Here is a 20,357-nt window from a genome sequence, read left to right as displayed (position 1 = left end):
CATGAAAGCCGAAACCCCTCAACCCCGGCGCCGCGCGCCCGATGCCTGGCGCCTGGGCAACGCGGGGCGCGTGCTGGGCAACGCCGTCACGCGCTTCGAATCGCGCGTGCTCGAACTCATGGCCGCCGCCGGCCATGCGGACACCCGGCTCTCGCACGTGAACCTGACGCGCCACCTCGACCTGGAAGGCACGCGCATCACCGAGCTGGCGCGCCGCGCCCGCATGACCAACGCCGCCATGACCGAACTGATCGACCAGTGCGAAGGCCTGGGCCTGGTGCAGCGCGAGGCGGACCCGACCGACAAGCGCGCTCGCATGGTCAAGTTCACCGAGGCGGGCCGAGAATGGCTCAAGGCCTTCGGCCTGGCGGTGAAGAAGGCCGAGCGCGAGATGCTGAAAGACATCGGCCCCGAAGCGGCGGAGGTGCTGCTGCGGGGCCTGGCGCGTTACGCGGGCACGGTGGAGTCGATCCGCGTGGCGGACGAAGGCGCTTTGCTCAGTCGATCACCACGTTCGCGTCCTTGACGAGCTTGCCGAACTTCTCGGTTTCGGCCTTGATGGTCTGCGCCATCTGCTCCGGGCTGTCGCCGATCGGGTCGGCGCCGATGTCGGCCATGCGCTGGCGGAACTCGGGCGACTTGATGATCTTCACCATCTCGCTGCTCAGGCGCGCCTGGATGTCCTTGGGCGTCGCCACCGGGGCGAGCACCCCGAACCAGGTGCCGATGTTGAAGCCCTTGAGCCCCGCTTCGTCCAGCGTCGGCACGTCGGGCAGCGCGGGCGAGCGCGTGGCGGTGGTGACGGCCAGCGGGCGCAGCTTGCCGGCCTTGATGTGGGGCAGCACCGGCGTGATGGTGTCGAACGACAGCAGGATCTGACCACCCAGCAGATCGGTCGCCAGCGGGCCGCTGCCCTTGTAGGCGATGTGCGTGAGCCTGGCGCCGGTGTTGTTCTGGAACTGCGTGCCGATCAGGTGCTGGGCCGTGCCGTTGCCGTTGGAGCCGTAGTTCGCCCGGGCCGGCTCGGCCTTGAGCAGGGCCACGAGTTCGTTCACGTTCTTCGCCGGCGTGGCGGCGTTGACCACCAGCACGTTGGGCACCATGGCAATCGTGGTGAGCGGCGCCAGGTCTTTCTGGAAGTCGTAGGGCAATTTCTTGTAGACGCTGGTCGCGATGGTGTGGTGCACCGCGCCCACCAGCAGCGTGTAGCCATCGGGCTTGGCCTTGGCCACGAAGTCCGCGCCGATGGTGGCGCCCGCGCCCGGCTTGCTCTCGATCACCACCGGCTGCCCCAGGCTCTGCTGCAGCCGCTCGCCCAGCGCGCGGGCCAGCACGTCGGTGGTGCCCCCGGCCGGGAACGGCACGATGAGCGTGATGGGCCGGTTCGGCCAGGCCTGGGCCATGGCGCCGGTGACCGTCATGGCGGCGGCCAGGGCCGCCCCCTGAAGGACGAGGCGGCGCGGGATGGGTCGGGCGTTCTGCATGTCTGTCTCCTGTTGCACGGTGTGCGTGTGAACCGCCGGACGAACCGTCCGGTCGTGGGCGCGGGATTGCGCCGGGAACCATCAAGGAATTCAGGCGGCCTTGCGCTGCAGGCTCGCGGTGAGCAGCTCGCACACGGCCTGCGTGACCTGCGCGGTGGTGGCCTTGCCGCCCAGGTCGCCGGTGTGCAACGCGGGGTTGGCCGTGACCTGCTCGATGGCCCGCATGAGGCGTTGCGCCGCATCGAACTCGCCCAGGTGTTCGAGCAGCATCACGCAGCTCCAGAAGGTGCCGACCGGGTTGGCCAGGCCCTTGCCCATGATGTCGAAGGCCGAACCGTGGATGGGCTCGAACATCGAGGGGTAGCGGTGCTCGGGGTCGATGTTGCCGGTGGGCGCGATGCCCAGGCTGCCCGCGAGCGCGGCGGCCAGGTCGCTCAGGATGTCGGCGTGCAGGTTGGTGGCGACGATGGTGTCCAGCGTGGCGGGGCGGTTCACCATGCGGGCCGTGGCGGCGTCCACCAGTTCCTTGTCCCAGGTCACGTCCGGGAACTCCTTCGCGATCTGCACCGCGATCTCGTCCCACATCACCATGGCGTGGCGCTGGGCGTTGCTCTTGGTGATCACGGTCAGTTGCTTGCGGGGGCGCGACTGCGCCAGCTTGAACGCGAAACGCATGATGCGCTCCACCCCCGCGCGGGTCATCATGCTCACGTCGGTGGCGGCCTCGATCGGATGGCCCTGGTGCACGCGGCCACCCACGCCGGCGTATTCGCCTTCGGAGTTTTCGCGCACGATCACCCAGTTCAGGTCCTCGGCCTTGCAGCGCTTGAGCGGTGCGTCGATGCCCGGCAGGATGCGCGTGGGGCGCACGTTGGCGTACTGGTCGAAGCCCTGGCAGATCTTCAGGCGCAGGCCCCAGAGGGTGATGTGGTCGGGGATGTGCGGATCGCCCGCCGAGCCGAACAGGATCGCGTCCTTGCCGCGCAGCGCGTCCAGGCCATCGGCCGGCATCATCTCGCCGTGCTGGCGGTAGTAGTCGCCACCCCAGTCGAAGTCCTCGAACTGGAAACGGAAGGCGTGGCTGGTGGCGGCCAGCGCCTCCAGCACCTGCTGGCCGGCGGGCACGACTTCCTTGCCGATGCCGTCTCCGGGAATGGTCGCGATCGCGTAGGTCTTCATAACGGTCTCTCTGATGGGGTGGGTCGATGGGTGGACTGTAGGGATTCGACGGTTTTCCGAAACACCGCTAAAGTGAATCCATCGTTAACCTGGATTCAACAGTGAGACCGCCATGAGTTCCGCCATCCAGCCCGCCGACCTGGGCTTCTTCTCGGTGCTCGCCAGCGCCGGCAGCCTGAGCGCGGCCGCGCGCGAGCTCGGCATCACCACCCCGGCGGTGAGCAAGCACCTGGCGCTGATGGAGTCGCGCGTGGGCGTGGCCCTGCTCAACCGCACCACGCGGCGCATGAGCCTCACGCCCGAGGGAGAGGTGTATCTGCAGCACGCGCGCCGCATCCTCGGCGAGATCGACGACATGGAGGAGCTGCTCGGCGTTTCGCGGTCCACGCCCACCGGCCTGCTGCGCGTCAACGCCACGCTGGGCTTTGGCCGCAGCCACGTGGCGCCGCTCATCTCGCGCTTCGTGCGCAAGCACCCGCAGGTGGAGGTGCAGCTGCAGCTCTCGGTGAACCCGCCGCCGCTCACCGACGACGCCTTCGACGTCTGCATCCGCTTCGGCGCGCCGCCCGATTCGCGCATGATCGCGCGCCAGATCGCGCCCAACCGGCGCCTGCTCTGCGCCTCGCCCGCCTACCTGGCCCGACACGGCGTGCCCAAGGTGCCGCACGACCTCACCCGACACAACTGCATCGGCATCCGCCAGGGCGAGGAAGCGTATGGCGTGTGGCGCCTCTCCAGCGGGCGCGGCAAGACGGTGAGCACCGAGGCGGTGAAGACCCGCGGCAACCTCACCACCAACGACGGCGAGATTGCCGTCAACTGGGCGCTGGACGGCCACGGCATCCTGATGCGCGCCGAATGGGACATCGAGCGCTACCTGCGCAACGGGCGGCTGGTGCAGGTGCTGCCGCAATACTTCACGCCCGACGCCTCCATCCACGCCGTCTACCCACAGCGCCATCAGCTGGCCGCGCGCGTGCGGGCCTTCGTGGATTTCGTGGCGCTGGCCTTCACACAGCAGGCCGCGGTGAGCAAGTAGGCGAAGAGGCGCGCGGCAAGTTCCTGGGCCGGCCCGATGCGGCGTCTCCCCCATGTGTGCATCGGCTTGCGGGCCGGCGCGCATAGACTGCCTTCACCTCCATCCAACGGGAAGGACCACACCATGGTGGCCAACGCGAACGCCGACGACATTCCCCCTGAACTGGTGCGGGCCATCCAACAGACGCAGGTCGAGCGCGAGCGCGTGCGCCAGGCGCACCCCGAACTTTTCGCCGCGGTGTCGGGTGCCATGTTTCGCCGCGACCCCGTCGAGATCAACTACCACTTCAACACCGACGAGTACGACGCGGAAGCGGGCACGGTCATCCCGAGGCTGCGGGACTGCCAGTCCGCCCAGGAGGTGGCCACCGTGCTGCACGAGGAGTTCGTGCGCTGGTTCGGCGCGGAGACGGCCGGGCCGCGCGAGCGCTATCTCGAGCTGTCGCAAGACATCTGGGCGCTGTGGACGGCGCCCGCGACCTGACCGGCTGCACGGCAGCCAGGGTATCCAGCGGACGGCATTGCCTATATTCTTCGTCAGGGCCCGGCCGCGCCGCCGCCCGCCTTCCCCCTCAACGAAGCAGGAGACCCACATGATCGACAAGGCTCAGGCCGACATGGCCAAAACGCTCTGGGAACAATCCAAGGCGGCCGCCCAGCAGGCCCACGAAGCCTGGTGGATGGTGCTGAAATCCCAGAAGGCGCTGCTGGACTCCATGCGCGGGGTGGGCATGCCGTTCGAGGTGGCGGCGGACCAGTTCGAGAAGCTGATGCAGTTCCATGCCGAGCAGCACAAGGCCGCGCTGGACTACATGGACAAGATGTCCGTCGACTACGGGCGGGCCGTCGCCAAACAGAAGAAGTGACGCGGCCCGCCCTGCGGGCAACGTTCATCTCCGTCCTGACCCTGCTGCTGCTCGGCGGTGGGTGGCCCGCCCAGGCGGTGGAGCATCCCACCGACCTGCGCCAGTTCCTGGAGCGGCGCGAGGAATGCGACCACTGGCGCGGTGAAGCCGGCTACGACAAGGCGCGGCAGGCCGACATCGACCGCGGCGTGTGCCGCACCTGCACGGGCACGGACGCCGAACTCGCGCGGCTCAAGAGGAAGTACCGGGCCAACCCCGGCGTGATGGACGTGCTGGATGAGCTGGAGGACCGGATCGAAGGGCCCGACAAGGCCGCCTCGACGCGCTTCTGCCGCCGCATGCAAAAGCCGAAGCCGCCCTGAAACGTTTCTTGACCCTTTGTCGATTCCGGCCACCCTGCTTCGTCGTAGAGAAAGGTGAGGCGTTTGGGCGCCCACCTTCCCTTGTCCCCTACCCCAGGAGATTCAGCATGAAATACATCGATGGATTCGTGGCCGCCGTGCCCAGCAACAAGCAGAAGGAGTACCTCGAACACGCCCGCCTGGCGGCCGTGGTCTTCAAGGAGTTCGGCGCGCTGAACGTTGTGGAGACCTGGGGCGACGACGTGCCCGACGGCAAGCTGACCTCGTTCCCCATGGCCGTGCAGCGCAAGCCGGACGAAACCGTGGTCTTCTCCTGGATCACCTGGCCCTCGCGCGCCCAGCGCGACGAGGGCATGAAGAGGTTCATGGAAGACCCGCGCGTGAAGGACATGAAGATGCCCTTCGACGGCCAGCGCATGATCTACGGCGGCTTCGAGGTGATCCTCAACGCCTGATCGCCAGCGCTCAGGCACCTGCCGCGCAGTGCCGCGGCAGGAAGTCCACCAGCCACTTCATCTGCGCGGCGTCGTGCGCATCCACGCCCTCGAGCACCAGAACGCCCTGCGCGTCGCCGGTGGGCGCCACGCGCACCGCGTGGCTGCCGGTGTTGGCGTCCTTCTCCACCACGGCAACGGAGCGCCGCAGCGCCACCTGCACCGGTTCGCGGTCGCGCAGGAAGCGCCTGGCCTGGGCCTGCAGCACGCAGCCCGGCAGCAGCTCGTAGTGCCAGTGGTGGTCGAGCTGGCGCCGGTGGCCCAGGTGGTGCATGGCACCCAGGGCCTTGTCCAGCTTCATGTCGTGGCTGAGATGGAGCGCGCCGTCCTCGCTGGGGTAACCGTCGGCGCAGGCCGCCAGCAGCGCGGCCTGCGCCAGCAGCAGCGCCCGCCTCACTCCTCGCGGCCGCCGGCGATGCCCAGCAGGGCCAGCAGGCTCTGGAAGATGTTGAACAGGCTCAGGTACACGCCCAGGGTGGCGGTGATGTAGTTGGTCTCCTCGCCGTCGCGCACGCGCTTGAGGTCGTACAGGATGAAGGCCGAGAAGATGCCGATGGCCAGCACGGAGAGCGTGATCATGAGCGCGCCGGACTGGATGAACACGTTGGCGATGCCGGCCACGAGCAGCATGATCATGCCGATGAACAGGAACTTGCCCATGTTGCCCAGGTCGCGCTTGATGACGGTGGACAGCGTGGCCATGCCGAGGAAGATCACGCCGGTGCCGGTGAAGGCGGTCATGATCAGGCCCGCGCCGTTGGCCAGGCCGAGCACCGAGCCGATCAGGCGCGAGAGCATCAGGCCCATGAAGAAGGTGAAGGCCAGCAGCACGGGCACGCCGGCGGCGGAGTTCTTGGTCTTCTCGATCGCGTACATGAAGGCGAAGGCGCCGCCCAGGAAGACGGCGATGCCGAGGAAGCCGGTGAGCGGCGCGGTGATGCCGGTGGTCACGCCGATCCAGGCGCCCAGCACGGTGGGGATCATGGAGAGCGCGAGCAGCCAGTAGGTGTTGCGCAGCACGCGGTTGCGTTCAACGGCAACGGCCTGGCCGGCGGCGGCGGGGGAAGAGAGGTCGAGATGCGGGTTCATGGGGGTCCTTGAGAAAAGCAATGGAAGGGTGAGTGAGAGAAAAAGAAGTGGTGGTCAGGTGCCCTGGCGCGCGGCCAGGGCCTGCCGCTTGGCGCGGGCGCGGATGTTGAGCGCCTCGACCGCGAGCGAGAAGGCCATGGCGGCGTAGATGTAGCCCTTGGGCACTTCGCGGTCGAAGGCTTCGGCGGTGAGCGCCATGCCAACCATGACCAGGAAAGCCAGGGCCAGCACCTTGACGGAGGGGTGGGCGTCCACGAAATTGCCGATCGGCCGGGCCGCCACCAGCATCACGCCGACCGACACGACCACGGCGGCCACCATCACGCTGATCTGGTCGACCATGCCCACGGCGGTGATGACCGAGTCGAGCGAGAACACGATGTCGATGATGGCAATCTGGCCGATGATTCCCCAGAACAGCTTGCTGCCGGCGGCCTTGAGCTCGGCGCTGTCGGTCGCGGCCGGGCCGTGCTGCTCGCGCGCCTCGACCTCGACGAAGATTTCGTGCGAGGCCTTGTAGAGCAGGAACAGGCCGCCCAGCAGCAGCACGATGTCGCGCCCGCTGATGCCCTGGCCGACCACGGTGAACAGGTCGGCCGTGAGGCCCATGACCCAGCTCAGGGTGAACAGCAGCGCCAGCCGCGAGAGCATGGCAAAGCCCAGGCCGAGGCGGCGGGCCTTGTCGCGCAGGTGCGGCGGCAACCGGCCCACGAGGATCGAGATGAAGATGATGTTGTCGATGCCGAGCACGATTTCGAGCGCGGTGAGCATCGCGAACGCGATCCAGACATTGGGGTCGGTGAGCAGTTCCATGGAACGGGGCGCCAGCGGCCTGGCGAAAAAGGGGACACCTGGGCGCCGGAGCGGCCTCAGGGCCGCGCGGCGGAAACGGTCAGGCGAGGGCGAGCTGGCCGCGGGGCGGTCGCTGGAGCCCGTCGAGCACGGGCGGCGTGAGGTCATGCGCCGGGGGCGGCGACGGTGTGCGCAGGTGTTCGCCCGGGCCGGACGTGGCGATGGGCGCGTCCAGGCACTCGGGCAGGTCGGCCTGGGCATCGGCCAGGCCGTGCTCGGGCCAAGGGTCGGCGCTCAGGCCGTCGTCGGGCGTCGGCTGGACGGCAGCGACCGCCTCGATCACCAGGCTCTGCGCGTGGCTGGCCTGAACGGCCTCCACCCCATGGGAAGGCCCGAATGCCCACGCACCCACACTCAGGAAGAGGTGCAGGGCGAAGACGGCGGCAAGCCAAGGGCGCATGGTCGGGCCAGTATACCGGCGCCCCTGTTCGGGCGTGTGATCAGCCGGCCGCCGGGCGGGTGGCCTGGCCGCGCTGCAGCAGCGCCATGGCCACGGCGGCGCAAGCCGAGAGCGCGAGCATCAGCCAGCCCAGGTTCACCGCGCCGTCGTGCGGCACCAGGCCCACCACGAAACCGCCCACCGCCCCCATGAGCTGCTGCATCAGGCCGGCCACGGCGGCGGCCGCGCCCGCCAGCGCCGGCAGCAGGCCCACGGTGCCGATGAGGGTGGGCGGCACCAGCAGGCCGTGCCCCATGCCCAGCAGCAGCAGGGGCAGCGAGAGGGCCAGCGGCGTGTCCACCCCGGCCAGCGCGAGCGCGAGCATGAGGCCGATGCCCAGCAGCGAGCTGCCCTGCCCCATGCGCATCACGGTGCGTTCGCCGATGCGGTGCACGAGATGCGTGGTGAGGTAGTTGCCGACGATGTAGGCCAGCGGGACCAGCATGATGTAGTACCCGATGCCCGCCGGGCCCACGCCGTAGCTGCCGAGCACGATGGGCGCTCCCGCGAGGAAGGCGTAGAAGGTGGCGGTGGTCATGGAGAGCAGGGCCACGTAGAGCAGGAAGCCGGGGGCGCGCGCGAGTTGCGCGTAGGACGAGGCCATGTCGCGCAGCCAGTGCGTCTGCTGCGGTTCGGCTGGGGCGGTGTGGTCGGGCAGGCCGCGCCAGGCGGCGATGAACAGCACGAGGGACAGCCCGGTCAGCAGCACGAAGTTGGCCTGCCAGCCCAGGCGCACATGCAGCTGCCCGCCGATGATGGTGGCCAGCGGCGGGACCAGGCCCATGGCCATGCCGATGTAGGCCATGACGCGGGTGCGCGCGGGGCCGTCGAACAGGTCCTGCACCATGGCGCGGCCGACCACCATGCCGGCGGCACAGCCCGCGCCCTGCAGCACGCGCGCGGCGGTGAGCATGAGCAGATCGCCCGCGAGCGCGGCCAGCAGCGAGCCGAGACCGCCCAGCGCGATGCCGAGCAGCAGGATCTTCTTGCGCCCGAGGCGGTCGGACAGCGGGCCATACAGCAGTTGCAGGCCGCCATAGGCCACCACGTAACCGCTGAAGGTGAGCTGCACCGCGGCCTGGCTCGAGCCGAAGATCGCGCCCCACTCCTGCATCGAGGGGATGCAGATGGTCATGGCCAGCAGACCGAAGGCGAGCTGGGCGACGAGGTTGGTGATCAGGGGGCCGTGGCGGGGGGCGGTCATGCGTCTGGGTCTTGGCGGGGCAACCGGGCATGGTGCCATAAAGCTTCTCGCCTCTGTGTGGGCAAGGTCGGGTGGTCCAGGCACACAAGGCTTGCGTGCACAGGTGTGTTTCGGTCCCCACCCTCGGCCCACCGCGAAGCAGCCGAGCGCAAAGAGAAAAAACCCACAACACACCCCCCACGGGGGAACCCTCGAGGCCCTGCAAACTCATGCCACTAAACTCGAAGCCACATGCACGTCTCCCTGATCTTCCTCGTCGCCCTCCCCTTCGTGGGCAGCCTCATCGCTGCGCTGCTGCCCGCGAACGCGCGCAACACCGAGTCCACACTGGCCGGCGCCATCGCGCTCTTCTGCACCGTGCAGGCCGCGATGTACTTCCCTGAAGTCGCCGCCGGCGGCGTCATCCGGCAGGAATTCGTCTGGCTGCCCTCCCTCGGCCTGAACTTCGTGCTGCGCATGGACGGCTTCGCGTGGATGTTCTCCATGCTCGTGCTCGGCATCGGCTCCCTCGTGGTCCTGTACGCGCGCTACTACATGTCGCCCGACGACCCCGTGCCGCGCTTCTTCTCCTTCCTGCTCGCCTTCATGGGCGCCATGAGCGGCGTCGTCCTCTCGGGCAACCTGGTCCAGCTGGTGCTGTTCTGGGAACTCACCAGCCTCTTCTCCTTCCTGCTCATCGGCTACTGGCACCACCGCCGCGACGCGCGGCGCGGCGCCCGCATGGCCCTCACCGTGACCGGCGCGGGCGGCCTGTGCCTGCTGGCCGGCGTGCTCGTGCTCGGCCACATCGTCGGCAGCTACGACCTCGACGTCGTGCTGCGCGCCGGCGACGTGGTCCGCGCCCACCCGCTCTACACCACCGCGCTCATCCTCATCCTGCTCGGCGCGTTCACCAAGAGCGCGCAGTTCCCGTTCCAGTTCTGGCTGCCGCACGCCATGGCCGCGCCCACCCCGGTCTCGGCCTACCTGCACTCGGCCACCATGGTCAAGGCCGGCGTGTTCCTGCTGGCGCGGCTGTGGCCGGTGCTCGCGGGCACCGACGAGTGGTTCTGGATCGTCACCTGCTCGGGCCTGATCACGCTGCTGATCGGCGGCTTCGCGGCCATCTTCCAGAACGACCTCAAGGGCCTGCTCGCCTACTCGACGATCTCGCACCTGGGCCTGATCACCACGCTGCTGGGCATGAACAGCCCGCTGGCCGCGGTGGCCGCCGTGTTCCACATCATCAACCACGCCACCTTCAAGGCCTCGCTGTTCATGGCGGTGGGCATCGTCGACCACGAGGCCGGCACGCGCGACATGCGCCGCCTCTCGGGCCTGGCCCGCTACATGCCGGTGACCGCCACGCTCACCGTGGTGGCCGGCGCGGCCATGGCCGGCGTGCCGCTGCTCAACGGCTTCATCTCCAAGGAGATGTTCTTCACCGAGGCCGTGTTCGTGAGCGCGGCGCCCTGGTTCCAGCGCCTGCTGCCCACGGCGGCGGTGATCGCCGGCATGTTCAGCGTGGCCTATTCGCTGCGCTTCACGGCGCGCGTATTCTTCGGCCCCGACACCTGCGCCAACCTGCCGCGCGTGCCGCACGAGCCGCCGCACTGGATGCGCGTGCCGATCGAGGTGCTGGTGCTGGCCTGCCTGGTGGTGGGCATCGTGCCGCAGTGGTCCATCCAGCACATCCTGGGCACGGCCGCCTCGCCGGTCGTGGGCGGCACCCTGCCCGAGTTCGACCTCGCCGTCTGGCACGGCTTCAACCTGCCGCTGTGGATGAGTTTCCTCGCGCTGGCCGGTGGCATCGTGCTGTACCTGCTGCTGCGCAAGCCCCTGCAGAGCGGGCGCATCCAGCGCGCACCGCTGGTGGGGCTGTTCAACGGCAAGCGCCTGTTCCACCACACCATGGCCCGGCTCACCGCCGCCGCCCGCAGCGCCCTGCGCCTGCTGGGCACGCGGCGCCTGCAGCCGCAGCTGTTCCTGCTGGTGCTGGTGACGGTGGTGGGCGCGGTGGCCGCGTTCCGCCTGGCCGTGCCCAACCCGGTGCTCTCCCCCGGCGATCGCACGCTGCTGCCGTTCTCGCCCATGTTCGCGCTGCTCTGGGTGGTGGGCGTGGGCGCGGCCATCGGCGCGGTCTGGCAGGCCAAGTACCACCGGCTCACCGCGCTGGCGCTCATGAGCGTGTCCGGCCTCACCACCGTGATCACGTTCGCCTGGTTCTCCGCGCCCGACCTCGCGCTCACGCAGCTTTCGGTCGAGGCGGTGACCACGGTGCTGATCCTGCTCGGCCTGCGCTGGCTGCCCAAGCGGCTGGAGGTGCAGGACGACCGCGAACCGCTGTGGGATCGCACCAAAGCCAAGGCCCGGCGCTCGCGCGACCTGTTGCTGGCGCTGGCCGCGGGCGCTGGCATGACCGGCCTGTCCTACGCGGTGATGACGCGCGACTTCCCGCAGAGCATCTCGCCCTTCTTCCTGGAGCGCGCGCTGCCTGAAGGCGGCGGCACCAATGTGGTCAACGTGATGCTGGTGGACTTCCGGGGCTTCGACACGCTGGGCGAGATCACGGTGCTGGGCATCGTGGCGCTCACGGTGTACGCGCTGCTGCGCCGCTTCCGGCCCGCGCCCGAGAGCACCGAACTGCCGCCGCAGCAGCTGGCCCTGCCGGCCGACCTGGACACCGACCTGGTGAACCCGCAGCTGGCCGAAGACACCGCGCAGGGTTACCTCATGGTGCCGGCGGTGCTGGTGCGCCTGCTGCTGCCGATCGCGGCGGTGATCGCGGTCTACCTCTTCATGCGCGGCCACAACGAACCCGGCGGCGGCTTCGTGGCCGGGCTGGTGCTCTCCACCGCCTTCATCCTGCAGTACATCGTCTCGGGCACGCAGTGGGTGGAGGCCAACATGCAGCTGATGCCGCAGCGCTGGATCGCCGCCGGCCTGCTCACCGCCACCGCCACCGGCCTGGGCTCGTTCTGGTTCGGCTACCCGTTCCTGACCACGCACACGGCCCACCTGCACCTGCCGCTGCTGGGCGACATCCACGTCGCCAGCGCGCTGTTCTACGACATCGGCGTCTTCACCCTGGTGGTGGGCGCCACCCTGCTCATCCTCACCGCGCTGGGCCACCAGTCGGTGCGCGGCCACCGCCAGGCCAAGGTCGAGCAGGAAAAAGAAGAAGGAGCTCACTGATGGAACTCGTCATGGCCATCGCCATCGGCGCCCTCACCACCTGCGGCGTGTGGCTGATGCTGCGCCCGCGCACCTACCAGGTCATCATGGGCCTGTGCCTGCTGGGCTACGGCGTCAACCTGTTCATCTTCGCCATGGGCCGGCTCTCGGTGGACAGCGAACCCGTGCTCACGCCCGGGCTGGAAGCCACGCTGCTGCAGTACGACGACCCGATGCCGCAGGCCCTGGTGCTCACCGCCATCGTGATCGGCTTCGCCATGACCGCGCTGTTCCTGGTCGTGCTGCTCGCGCAGCGCGGCTTCTTCGGCAATGACCATGTGGACGGACAGGGGGACGCGGAGTGACGGGAGGATTGATCCAGTCGATCACCGCGGCGCTCATGCCGCACCTGATGATCGCGCCCATCCTGCTGCCGCTGGTCACGGCCTGCCTGCTGCTGTTCGTGGGCGACCGGCGGCACCGCACCAAGGCCACCATCAGCCTGAGCGCCACCGTGATCAACCTGGCGGTGGCCGTGGCGCTGCTGCTCTGGAGCAAGCAGGGCGAGGGGCCGAGCGCGTTCGGCGTCTATTTGCCCGGCAACTGGGACGTGCCCTTCGGCATCGTGCTGGTGCTCGATCGCCTCTCGGGCCTGATGCTGCTGCTGGCCGCGATGGTGGCGCTGATGGCGCTGCTGTTCGCGCTGGCGCGCTGGCACAAGGCCGGCGCGCACTTCCACCCGCTGTTCCAGATCCAGATCATGGGTCTGAACGGGGCCTTCCTCACCGGCGACCTGTTCAATCTGTTCGTGTTTTTCGAAGTCATGCTGGCCGCGTCCTACGGCCTGCTGCTGCACGGCTCGGGGCCCTCGCGCGTGAAGGCGGGCCTGCAGTACATCTCGATCAACCTGGCCGCGTCCTCGCTGTTCCTGGTGGGCGCCTCGATGATCTACGGCGTGACCGGCACGCTGAACATGGCGGACCTGGCCGCGCGCATTCCGGACGTGGCCTCGGCCGACCGCGCGCTGCTGCACACCGCCTGCGCCATCCTGGCCGTGGCCTTCCTCGCCAAGGCCGCCATGTGGCCGCTCAACTTCTGGCTGGTGCCGGCCTACTCCAGCGCCAGCGCGCCCTCGGCGGCGATGTTCGCGCTGCTCACCAAGGTGGGCATCTACGTGTTGCTGCGCCTGTCCACCCTGCTCTTCTCGCCCGAGGCCGGCCATTCGGCGGGCTTCGGCAGCGAGTGGCTGGCCTGGGGCGGCATGGCCACGCTGGCCTTCGGCGCCATCGGCATGCTGGCTTCGCAGCGGCCCGCACGGCTGGCGGGCTTCTCGGTCATCGTGTCCTCGGGCACGCTGCTCGCGGTGCTGGGCTTCGCGCGGCCCGAGCTCACCGCCAGCGCGCTGTACTACCTGCCGAGTTCCACCCTGGCGGTAGCGGCCTTCTTCCTGCTGGCCGAGCTCATGGACCGCTCGCGCACCGACCCGGCGAGCCAGCGCGCGCCGGAAGACGAAGAGGACCACCTGCCGTTCGCCCTGGCCGACCTGGAAATCGCCAAGACCGCCAACCTCGACGAGGACGAGGAAGTGCTGATCGGCCGCGCGATCCCCGCGACCACCGCGCTGCTGGGCCTGGCCTTCATCTGCTGCACCGTGCTGGTGGCCGGGCTGCCGCCGCTCTCGGGCTTCATCGGCAAGTTCGCCATGCTCTCGGCGCTGCTGCCGCTGCAGAGCGGCACACCGGCGGTGAGCGCGGCGAGCTGGACGCTGATGGTGCTGGTGATCACCTCCGGCCTGTTCGCGCTGGTGGCGCTCTCGCGCACCGGCATCCGCTTCTTCTGGGCGCCGATGGAGCGCGGCGGGCACATGCTGCGCGTGGCCGAGTACGTGCCCATCGCGGTGCTGATCGGCCTGTGCGTGCTGTTCACGGTGCGCGGCGAGGCGGTGATGCGCTACACCGCCGCCACCGCGAGCTCGCTGTACCACCCACGCGGCTACATCGACGCCGTGTTCTCGGCCCAGCCGTTGCCCACCCCCACCAACGCCGAGCGCCTGGGCGTGCCCGTGCCGGAGAAGCAGCCATGATGCGGCGCCTGTTCCCCGCCCCCCTGCTGTCGCTCGCGCTGGTCGCGCTGTGGCTGGTGCTCAACAACCCCTACAGCCTGGGCCAATGGCTCATGGCCCTGGTGCTGGGCTTCGCGGTGCCGCTGCTCACGCAGTCGCTGCGCCCGACGCCGGTGCGCTTCAGCCACCCCTGGGTGGCCGTCAAACTCTTTCTGCGCGTGGGCGTCGACGTGATCGAATGGAACTGGCGCGTGCTGCGCGGCACGCTGGGCCGCGGCGAGCACATGCCTCAGGGTGGCTTCATCACCGTGCCGCTGGACCTGCGCGACCCCAACGGCCTGGCGGTGCTGGCCGCCATCATGTGCGTGATCCCGGGCACCATCTGGTCCGAGATCGCGCTGGACCGCAGTGCGCTGCTGGTGCACATCTTCGACCTCAAGGACGCGCCGCACGAAATCGCGCTGATCAAGCAGCGCTACGAGCGTCCCCTGATGGAGATCTTCGAATGAGTCCCTTCCTCTTTGGCGCTATCGTCTTCGCGCTGGCCTGTTACGTGCTCGCCATGGCGCTGGGCCTGCTGCGCCTGTACCGCGGCCCCTCGGCGCAGGACCGCGTGCTCGCCATGGACCTGATCTACACCATCGGCATGCTGGTGCTCATGGTGCTGGCGATCCGCTACCGCAGCGCGATGTACTTCGAGGCGGCGCTGCTGATCGCCGTCTTCGGTTTCGTGAGTTCGGCCGCCATGGCCAAGTTTTTGCTGCGCGGCGAGGTGATCGAATGATGATGCCGGCCGGTGTCTCGCTCTGGGCCGAAATCCCGGTGGCGCTGCTGCTGATCCTCAGCGGCATCTTCACGCTCACCGCCGCCATCGGCGTGGTGCGCTTCAAGACCTTCTTCCAGCGCATGCACCCGCCCGCGCTGGCCTTCAGCTTCTCGGCCTGGTGCGTCACCCTGGCGAGCATCGTTTACTTCTCGGCGCAGGACGAACGGCTCTCGCTGCACGCCTGGCTGATCATCATCTTCCTCTCGCTCACGGTGCCGGTCACCACCATCCTGCTGGCGCGCACCGAGCTGTTCCGCCGCCGCATCGGCAACCCGGGCACGGGCGAGATCCCGCCCTCGCTCAGCCACGTGGTGCCCCGGCCCACCGACGGCGACGAAGCGCGCGCCAGGGACTGAGCGCGGCGGGCGCGCCCGCCTCAGGCTTTCTTCTTGCGCGGGCGTGGAGCGGGGGCGGCCTCGGGCGGCTCGTACTCGTTCACGAACGGGACGTTGGCCGTGGTGCGCACCAGCAGGTCCAGCAGCGTCTCCACCTCGCTGGCCGACAGGCCCTTGAGCAGGCGGCGTTCGCGCTCCAGAGCGGCGCGGATGACCTCGTCGTGGACGGCATACCCCTCGGGCGTGAGCGCCAGCGTGTGCCGGCGCGGGCTCTCGGGGTCTTCCTCCACCGTGAGATAGCCCTTGGTTTCGAGCTTGCGCATCTCGCGGCTGACGGCGCCCTTGTCCAGCCCGATGACCTGGCAGACGCGCACCGGCGAGATGCGGGGCTCGACCGCCAGCATGGCCAGCACGCGCCACTCGATGATGCCGATGCCATAGCGCTGGAGGTACAGCCGCGAGGCGCCGCTGGAGAGCCGGTTGGCCAGCACCGTGAGGTGGGAGGTGACGTAACCCGCGAGGTTGAGCACCTTGCGCCCTTGTCGCACCGCCGTGTTGCTGCGCCGAGTCGCCATCGTGAGTCCACTTTCCGGGTGTTGAACGTGGGCCGTACTGTACCCGGCGCGCGGACCGCGCCCCGCCCCGCTGGCTCAGCGCGTGAGGAAGCGCAGTGGCGCCAGCACCAGCTGGGGGAAGAACACCAGCAGGAACAGCACCCCGAGCTGCGCGAGCAGGTAGGGTGAGACGGCGCGGATCACCGACTCCAGCCGCACGCGGGAGACGCCGCAGACCACGTTGAGCACCGTGCCCACCGGCGGCGTGATGAGTCCGATGGCGTTGTTCATGATGAAGAGCACGCCGAAATACACCGGGTCGATGCCGGCCATGCGCACCACCGGCATGAGCACCGGCACCAGGATCAGGATCGTGGGCGCGAAGTCCAGCGCCGTGCCCACCACGATCACCAGCAGCATGATGACGATCAGCAGCAGCGTGGGCGAGTCGGCCAGCGGCTGCAGCATGTCCGCCACCACCATGGGGATGCTGGCGGCGGCGATCAGCCAGGCCGTGACCTGCGCCGCGGCCACCAGGAACATCACCACGGCCGAGGTCTTGCCGGCCGCGAGCAGCAGCGCATAGAGCTGCGCGACCTGGAGCTCGCGGTACACCACGAAGCCCACGAAGAGCGCATAGAACACCGCGACCACGGCCGCCTCGGTGGGCGTGAAATAACCGCCCTTGAGGCCGCCGACGATGAGCACCGGCAGCAGCAGCGCCCACACGCCCGCGAAGGTGGCCGACCAGCGCTCGCGCATCGACACTTTGGGTTCGCGCGGCATATCGTCGCGTTTGGCCTGGTACATCCATGTGCCCACCAGCGCGAGCGCCATCAACAGGCCGGGCACGATGCCGGCGATAAACAGGCTGGTGATGGACACGTTGCCGACCACGCCGAACATCACGAAACCGATGGAGGGCGGAATGATGGGCGCGATGATGCCGCCCGAGGCGATCAGGCCCGAGGCGCGCGGCATGTCGTAGCCGGCCTTGCGCATCATCGGGATGAGCAGCGCCGCCACGGCCGCGGTGTCGGCGATGGCCGAGCCCGAGAGCGAGGCCATGATGACGCAGGCGAAGATGGCCACGTAGCCCAGGCCGCCCTTGAAGTGCCCGACCCAGGCGCCCGCCACCGCGACGATGCGCCGCGAAATGCCCCCGGCGTTCATGAGCTCGCCGGCCAGCACGAAGAAGGGAATCGCCATCAGCGGGAAGCTGTCGGCGCCGGACAGCATGTTCTGCGCCAGGATCTGGGCGTTGAAGATGTCCATCCAGGCCATCATGGCCAGGCTGGAGACCATGAGCGCGAAGGCGATGGGCATGCCCAGCGCCATCGCCGCGAGCAGCGCAAAAACGAAGATGAGGACGATCATGGGAGGGGCGCTCAGGCGGCGTCGGTGAGTTGCGGGTCGGGCAGGTCCTTGCCGCGCAGCAGGGTGACGATGTTGGCGAGGACCATCACACCGATGGAGGCCGCGCACAGGTAGGCGACCGAATAGACGATGGCCAGCGAGAGGCCGGTGACCAGGCCGATGTTGGCCACGTTGATGCCGTGCTGCAGGATCAGCCCCCAGAGCAGCACGGCGCAGCAGGCGAGCACCAGCAGCTGGGAGAGCATCAGCGCCACCCAGCGGGTGCGCCCGGTGAGGCGGCGCACCACCATGTCCATGCCCAGGTGGCCGCCTTCGCGCATCGCCACGATGGCGCCCAGGAAGGTGAGCCAGATGAACATGAAGCGCGAGAGCTCTTCCGAGGTGTTGATGCCCGAGTCGAACACGTGGCGCAGCACCACGTTGCCGAACACCATGACGCACATGGCGGCCAGGCACAACACCATGACCCCCTCGAGCGCCTTGAAGTACCAGTGGATGAGGGTTTTCATGGGGTGCGTTGCCGAGCTTCAGAAGGAAAAGATCTTGCCTGGGTTCATCAGGTTGTGCGGGTCCATCGCGTGCTTGATCTGCCGCATCAGCGCCACCGGCGCCTCGCCCAGCTCGTCGAGCAGAAAGCCCTGCTTGTGCAGGCCGATGCCGTGCTCGCCGGTGCAGGTGCCGTCCATCGCCAGCGCGCGCGCCACCAGCCGCGCGTTGAACGCCTCGGCCTGCGCCACCTCGTGTTCGCTGTCGCCGTCCACCAGCATCTGCACGTGGAAGTTGCCGTCGCCCACATGGCCGACGATGGGCGCGATCAGGCCCGACTGCGCGAGGTCCTGCGCGGTCTGGTTCACGCAGTCGGCCAGCTGCGAGATCGGCACGCAGACATCGGTCACCACGCTGCGGCTGCCCGGGCGCAGCTGCAGCGCGGCGAAGTAGACGTTGTGCCGCGCCTCCCACAGGCGCGTGCGCTCTTCGGGTGTGTGAGACCACTGGAAGCTTTCGCCCCCGAGTTCGCCCGCGATGGCCTGCACCAGCTCGACCTGCTCGCGCACGCCGGCCTCGCTGCCGTGGAACTCGAAGAACAGGTGCGGCTGCTCGGGCAAGCCGGTCTTGCTGTAACCATTGAGCGCGCGGATCGCCACGCGGTCGACGAATTCGCAGCGCGCGATCGGCACACCCACCTGGATGGTCTGCACCACCGCCTGCACCGCCGCGTCGATGCTGGGAAAGGCGCACACCGCGGCCAGGATGGATTCGGGCAGCGGGTGCAGCTTCACCGTGGCCTCCACCACCACGCCCAGCGTGCCTTCGGAGCCCACGAACAGGCGCGTGAGGTCGTAGCCGGCGGCGCTCTTGCGCGCGCGCCGCGCCGTCTTCACCAGCTGGCCGTCGGGCGTGACCACGGTGAGGTTGACCACGTTCTCGCGCATGGTGCCGTAGCGCACGGCGTTGGTGCCGCTGGCGCGCGTGGCGCACATGCCGCCGATGGTGGCATCGGCCCCGGGATCGATCGGGAAGAACAGGCCCTTGTCGCGCAAGGCGGCGTTGAGCGCCTTGCGCGTCACGCCGGGTTGCACGGTGGCGGTCTGGTCCTCGTCGTGGATCGCGACGAGCTGGTCCATCTGCTGCAGGTTGAGCGTGACGCCGCCCCGCACGGCCAGCGTGTGGCCTTCGAGCGAGGAGCCCGCGCCGTAGGGCACCAGCGGCACCCGGTGCTCGCGGCACAGGCGAACGATGGCGAGCACCTCGTCGGTGTGGCGCGCGAAGGCCACGGCGGCCGGCAGCATGGGCGCGAAGATGGATTCGTCGCGGCCGTGGTGCTCGCACACGGCGGGGCTGGTGGACAGGCGCTCGCCGAGCAGCTGGCGCAGGCCGTCCAGCACGGCGGCTGGCAAGGAAATCGAGGCGGTCATGGCAAGGCCGACCGGGCGCGTGGCCCGGTCGTGTGAGGGAAGGAACAGCGCCTGGGAAGGCGGGCTTACTTCGACGCGGTGCGCACCTTGGCGATCTCGCTGCGCACCAGGGTCATGAACTCGGGGCCGATCTTCTCCAGGTGCGGCGCGATCGCCGGCGGCACGCGGTCGCGGATCGCCTGCAGGTCGGCGGGCGAGAACTGCGTGACCTGCACGCCCTTGTCCTTCATGCCCTGCAGCGCGCTGCCGGCCTCGGCGGCGGTGGACTTGCGCTGGAACGCGGTGGCGTTCTTCGCGGCGGTGTTCATCGCCTTCTGCTCATCGGGCGAGAGGCTGTCCCAGTATTTCTTCGACACCGCGAAGATCAGCGGCGAGTAGACGTGGCCCGAGAGCGTCATGTACTTCTGCACTTCGTAGAAGCGCTGGGTGTACATCAGCACCACCGGGTTCTCCTGGCCGTCGAAGGCCTTGGTCTCCAGCGCCACGAACAGCTCGGACCAGGGCAGCGGCGAGGCGTTGGCGCCGATGGCCTTGAAGGCGTCGAGCGTGAGCGGGTTGGGCTGGGTGCGCAGCTTCAGGCCCTTGAGGTCGTCCAGCGTGTTGACCGGGCGTTTGGAGTTGGTGATGTGGCGAAAGCCGTTCTCCCACCAGCCCAGCACGTGGATGCCGACCGCGGCGAGCTTGGCGTTGAGGTGGGCGCCCACCGGGCCGTCGAACACGGCGTGCGCCTCGGCCTCGGTGTTGAAGAGGAAGGGCACGTCCTGGAAGCCGAGCTCCTTGACCTGGCCCAGCATGGCGAGCGCGCTGCCGGTGTAGAACTCCTGCACGCCGCCCTGCAGCGCGGCCAGCATCTGCGGGTCCGGGCCCAGGGCCTGGTTGGCGATCACGGCGATCTTCATCTTGCCGCCGCTGGCCTTCTCCATCTCGGTGGCGAACTGCTTCGCGGCCTGGCCGGCCGGGTGGGCGTCGGCCATGCCGTGGCCGAAGCGCGCGTTGCGCGCCTTGAAGTCCTGCGCCAGCGCGGCGGTGCTGCCGAGCGCGGCGAAGGTGGTGAGGGCCATGGCGGCCAGCAGGCGGTTGAGCTTCATGCGGTTGTCTCCTCTTTGGGGGCGGGGTGGTGAGGGGTG

24 protein-coding genes are annotated in these 20,357 nt (G+C 69.0%); 12 read left to right on the top strand and 12 right to left on the bottom strand.

Features of this window, described 5'->3' with window-relative positions:
• The first annotated feature begins 1 nt into the window (after position 1).
• Positions 2 to 526 carry a MarR family winged helix-turn-helix transcriptional regulator gene (locus tag AC3WPZ_RS13620; RefSeq protein ID WP_492440056.1) on the top strand — a complete coding sequence of 175 codons (525 nt, stop codon included), beginning with the start codon at positions 2 to 4 and terminating at the stop codon, positions 524 to 526.
• Here the strand turns inward: AC3WPZ_RS13620 and AC3WPZ_RS13615 are convergent.
• Positions 498 to 1,484: a Bug family tripartite tricarboxylate transporter substrate binding protein gene (locus AC3WPZ_RS13615; RefSeq protein ID WP_444687640.1), complete on the bottom strand. Its 987-nt coding sequence runs from the start codon at positions 1,482 to 1,484 to the stop codon at positions 498 to 500. The genes AC3WPZ_RS13620 and AC3WPZ_RS13615 overlap by 29 nt on opposite strands.
• A 90-nt stretch (positions 1,485 to 1,574) precedes the next feature.
• Positions 1,575 to 2,663, bottom strand: coding sequence for a tartrate dehydrogenase (locus AC3WPZ_RS13610; protein ID WP_382328095.1), 1,089 nt, complete (start codon positions 2,661 to 2,663; stop codon positions 1,575 to 1,577).
• A 112-nt stretch (positions 2,664 to 2,775) separates the two neighbouring features.
• On the opposite strand from AC3WPZ_RS13610, the gene AC3WPZ_RS13605 reads away from it, so the two are divergent.
• From AC3WPZ_RS13605 to AC3WPZ_RS13585, 5 genes are all read left to right on the top strand, one after another.
• A complete protein-coding gene (locus tag AC3WPZ_RS13605) occupies positions 2,776 to 3,702 on the top strand; it encodes a LysR family transcriptional regulator (RefSeq protein ID WP_382322202.1) in 927 nt (308 codons plus the stop codon).
• A 123-nt stretch (positions 3,703 to 3,825) separates the two neighbouring features.
• A complete protein-coding gene (locus tag AC3WPZ_RS13600) occupies positions 3,826 to 4,185 on the top strand; it encodes a hypothetical protein (RefSeq protein ID WP_382153369.1) in 360 nt (119 codons plus the stop codon).
• Positions 4,186 to 4,294: 109 nt separating this feature from the next.
• Positions 4,295 to 4,567, top strand: a complete 273-nt coding sequence (locus tag AC3WPZ_RS13595) for a hypothetical protein (protein WP_291116867.1) — start codon at positions 4,295 to 4,297, stop codon at positions 4,565 to 4,567.
• Positions 4,564 to 4,929: a hypothetical protein gene (locus AC3WPZ_RS13590; RefSeq protein WP_444687642.1), complete on the top strand. Its 366-nt coding sequence runs from the start codon at positions 4,564 to 4,566 to the stop codon at positions 4,927 to 4,929. Before AC3WPZ_RS13595 ends, AC3WPZ_RS13590 begins: the two co-directional genes overlap by 4 nt.
• 107 nt (positions 4,930 to 5,036) lie before the next feature.
• Entirely contained in the window at positions 5,037 to 5,384 is a 348-nt protein-coding gene (locus tag AC3WPZ_RS13585; RefSeq protein ID WP_444687644.1) for a DUF1428 domain-containing protein, read from the top strand.
• A 10-nt stretch (positions 5,385 to 5,394) separates the two neighbouring features.
• On the opposite strand, the gene AC3WPZ_RS13580 is transcribed toward AC3WPZ_RS13585, so the two are convergent.
• From AC3WPZ_RS13580 to AC3WPZ_RS13560, 5 genes are all read right to left on the bottom strand, one after another.
• On the bottom strand, positions 5,395 to 5,820 hold the full coding sequence (locus AC3WPZ_RS13580) for a hypothetical protein (RefSeq protein ID WP_492440053.1): 426 nt from the start codon (positions 5,818 to 5,820) through the stop codon (positions 5,395 to 5,397).
• A complete protein-coding gene (locus AC3WPZ_RS13575) occupies positions 5,817 to 6,512 on the bottom strand; it encodes a Bax inhibitor-1 family protein (protein ID WP_444687647.1) in 696 nt (231 codons plus the stop codon). The genes AC3WPZ_RS13580 and AC3WPZ_RS13575 overlap by 4 nt, the downstream gene beginning before the upstream one ends.
• A gap of 54 nt (positions 6,513 to 6,566) precedes the next feature.
• Positions 6,567 to 7,325, bottom strand: coding sequence for a TerC family protein (locus AC3WPZ_RS13570; RefSeq protein ID WP_382153348.1), 759 nt, complete (start codon positions 7,323 to 7,325; stop codon positions 6,567 to 6,569).
• A gap of 79 nt (positions 7,326 to 7,404) precedes the next feature.
• A complete protein-coding gene (locus AC3WPZ_RS13565; protein WP_382322205.1) occupies positions 7,405 to 7,764 on the bottom strand; it encodes a hypothetical protein in 360 nt (119 codons plus the stop codon).
• 40 nt (positions 7,765 to 7,804) lie between these two features.
• Positions 7,805 to 9,007: a Bcr/CflA family efflux MFS transporter gene (locus AC3WPZ_RS13560; RefSeq protein ID WP_492440050.1), complete on the bottom strand. Its 1,203-nt coding sequence runs from the start codon at positions 9,005 to 9,007 to the stop codon at positions 7,805 to 7,807.
• Between the two features lie 231 nt (positions 9,008 to 9,238).
• Here AC3WPZ_RS13560 and AC3WPZ_RS13555 point away from each other — a divergent pair, with 231 nt between their 5' ends.
• The 6 genes from AC3WPZ_RS13555 to AC3WPZ_RS13530 are packed head-to-tail and all read left to right on the top strand — an operon-like array spanning position 9,239 to position 15,404.
• Positions 9,239 to 12,181, top strand: a complete 2,943-nt coding sequence (locus tag AC3WPZ_RS13555) for a monovalent cation/H+ antiporter subunit A (protein WP_492440048.1) — start codon at positions 9,239 to 9,241, stop codon at positions 12,179 to 12,181.
• On the top strand, positions 12,181 to 12,525 hold the full coding sequence (locus AC3WPZ_RS13550) for a Na+/H+ antiporter subunit C (protein ID WP_382322208.1): 345 nt from the start codon (positions 12,181 to 12,183) through the stop codon (positions 12,523 to 12,525). The genes AC3WPZ_RS13555 and AC3WPZ_RS13550 overlap by 1 nt, the downstream gene beginning before the upstream one ends.
• Positions 12,526 to 12,560: 35 nt before the next feature.
• Positions 12,561 to 14,243, top strand: a complete 1,683-nt coding sequence (locus AC3WPZ_RS13545; protein ID WP_382328626.1) for a monovalent cation/H+ antiporter subunit D — start codon at positions 12,561 to 12,563, stop codon at positions 14,241 to 14,243.
• The gene (locus AC3WPZ_RS13540) at positions 14,240 to 14,731 is read left to right on the top strand and encodes a Na+/H+ antiporter subunit E (protein WP_382153336.1); all 492 of its coding nucleotides are present in this window, start codon (positions 14,240 to 14,242) and stop codon (positions 14,729 to 14,731) included. Before AC3WPZ_RS13545 ends, AC3WPZ_RS13540 begins: the two co-directional genes overlap by 4 nt.
• Complete coding sequence (locus tag AC3WPZ_RS13535) at positions 14,728 to 15,006, top strand: K+/H+ antiporter subunit F (RefSeq protein WP_291116828.1); 279 nt, start codon at positions 14,728 to 14,730, stop codon at positions 15,004 to 15,006. The genes AC3WPZ_RS13540 and AC3WPZ_RS13535 overlap by 4 nt, the downstream gene beginning before the upstream one ends.
• On the top strand, positions 15,003 to 15,404 hold the full coding sequence (locus AC3WPZ_RS13530; RefSeq protein ID WP_382153333.1) for a Na+/H+ antiporter subunit G: 402 nt from the start codon (positions 15,003 to 15,005) through the stop codon (positions 15,402 to 15,404). The genes AC3WPZ_RS13535 and AC3WPZ_RS13530 overlap by 4 nt, the downstream gene beginning before the upstream one ends.
• A gap of 20 nt (positions 15,405 to 15,424) precedes the next feature.
• On the opposite strand, the gene AC3WPZ_RS13525 is transcribed toward AC3WPZ_RS13530, so the two are convergent.
• From AC3WPZ_RS13525 to AC3WPZ_RS13505, 5 genes are all read right to left on the bottom strand, one after another.
• Positions 15,425 to 15,958: a MarR family winged helix-turn-helix transcriptional regulator gene (locus AC3WPZ_RS13525; protein WP_492435664.1), complete on the bottom strand. Its 534-nt coding sequence runs from the start codon at positions 15,956 to 15,958 to the stop codon at positions 15,425 to 15,427.
• A 75-nt stretch (positions 15,959 to 16,033) separates the two neighbouring features.
• Entirely contained in the window at positions 16,034 to 17,314 is a 1,281-nt protein-coding gene (locus AC3WPZ_RS13520) for a TRAP transporter large permease subunit (RefSeq protein WP_492440045.1), read from the bottom strand.
• Positions 17,315 to 17,325: 11 nt separating this feature from the next.
• Positions 17,326 to 17,823: a TRAP transporter small permease gene (locus AC3WPZ_RS13515; protein WP_382322211.1), complete on the bottom strand. Its 498-nt coding sequence runs from the start codon at positions 17,821 to 17,823 to the stop codon at positions 17,326 to 17,328.
• An 18-nt stretch (positions 17,824 to 17,841) separates the two neighbouring features.
• Positions 17,842 to 19,230, bottom strand: coding sequence for an FAD-binding oxidoreductase (locus tag AC3WPZ_RS13510; protein ID WP_492440043.1), 1,389 nt, complete (start codon positions 19,228 to 19,230; stop codon positions 17,842 to 17,844).
• A 65-nt stretch (positions 19,231 to 19,295) separates the two neighbouring features.
• Entirely contained in the window at positions 19,296 to 20,318 is a 1,023-nt protein-coding gene (locus AC3WPZ_RS13505) for a TRAP transporter substrate-binding protein (RefSeq protein ID WP_382153319.1), read from the bottom strand.
• Between the last annotated feature and the right edge of the window lie 39 nt (positions 20,319 to 20,357).

It is taken from the genome of Hydrogenophaga sp. FW305-3-2-15-A-LB1, assembly GCF_058787875.1.
Note: the sequence above shows the minus strand (reverse complement) of the source record. Positions and strands in the feature narration are given on the sequence as shown.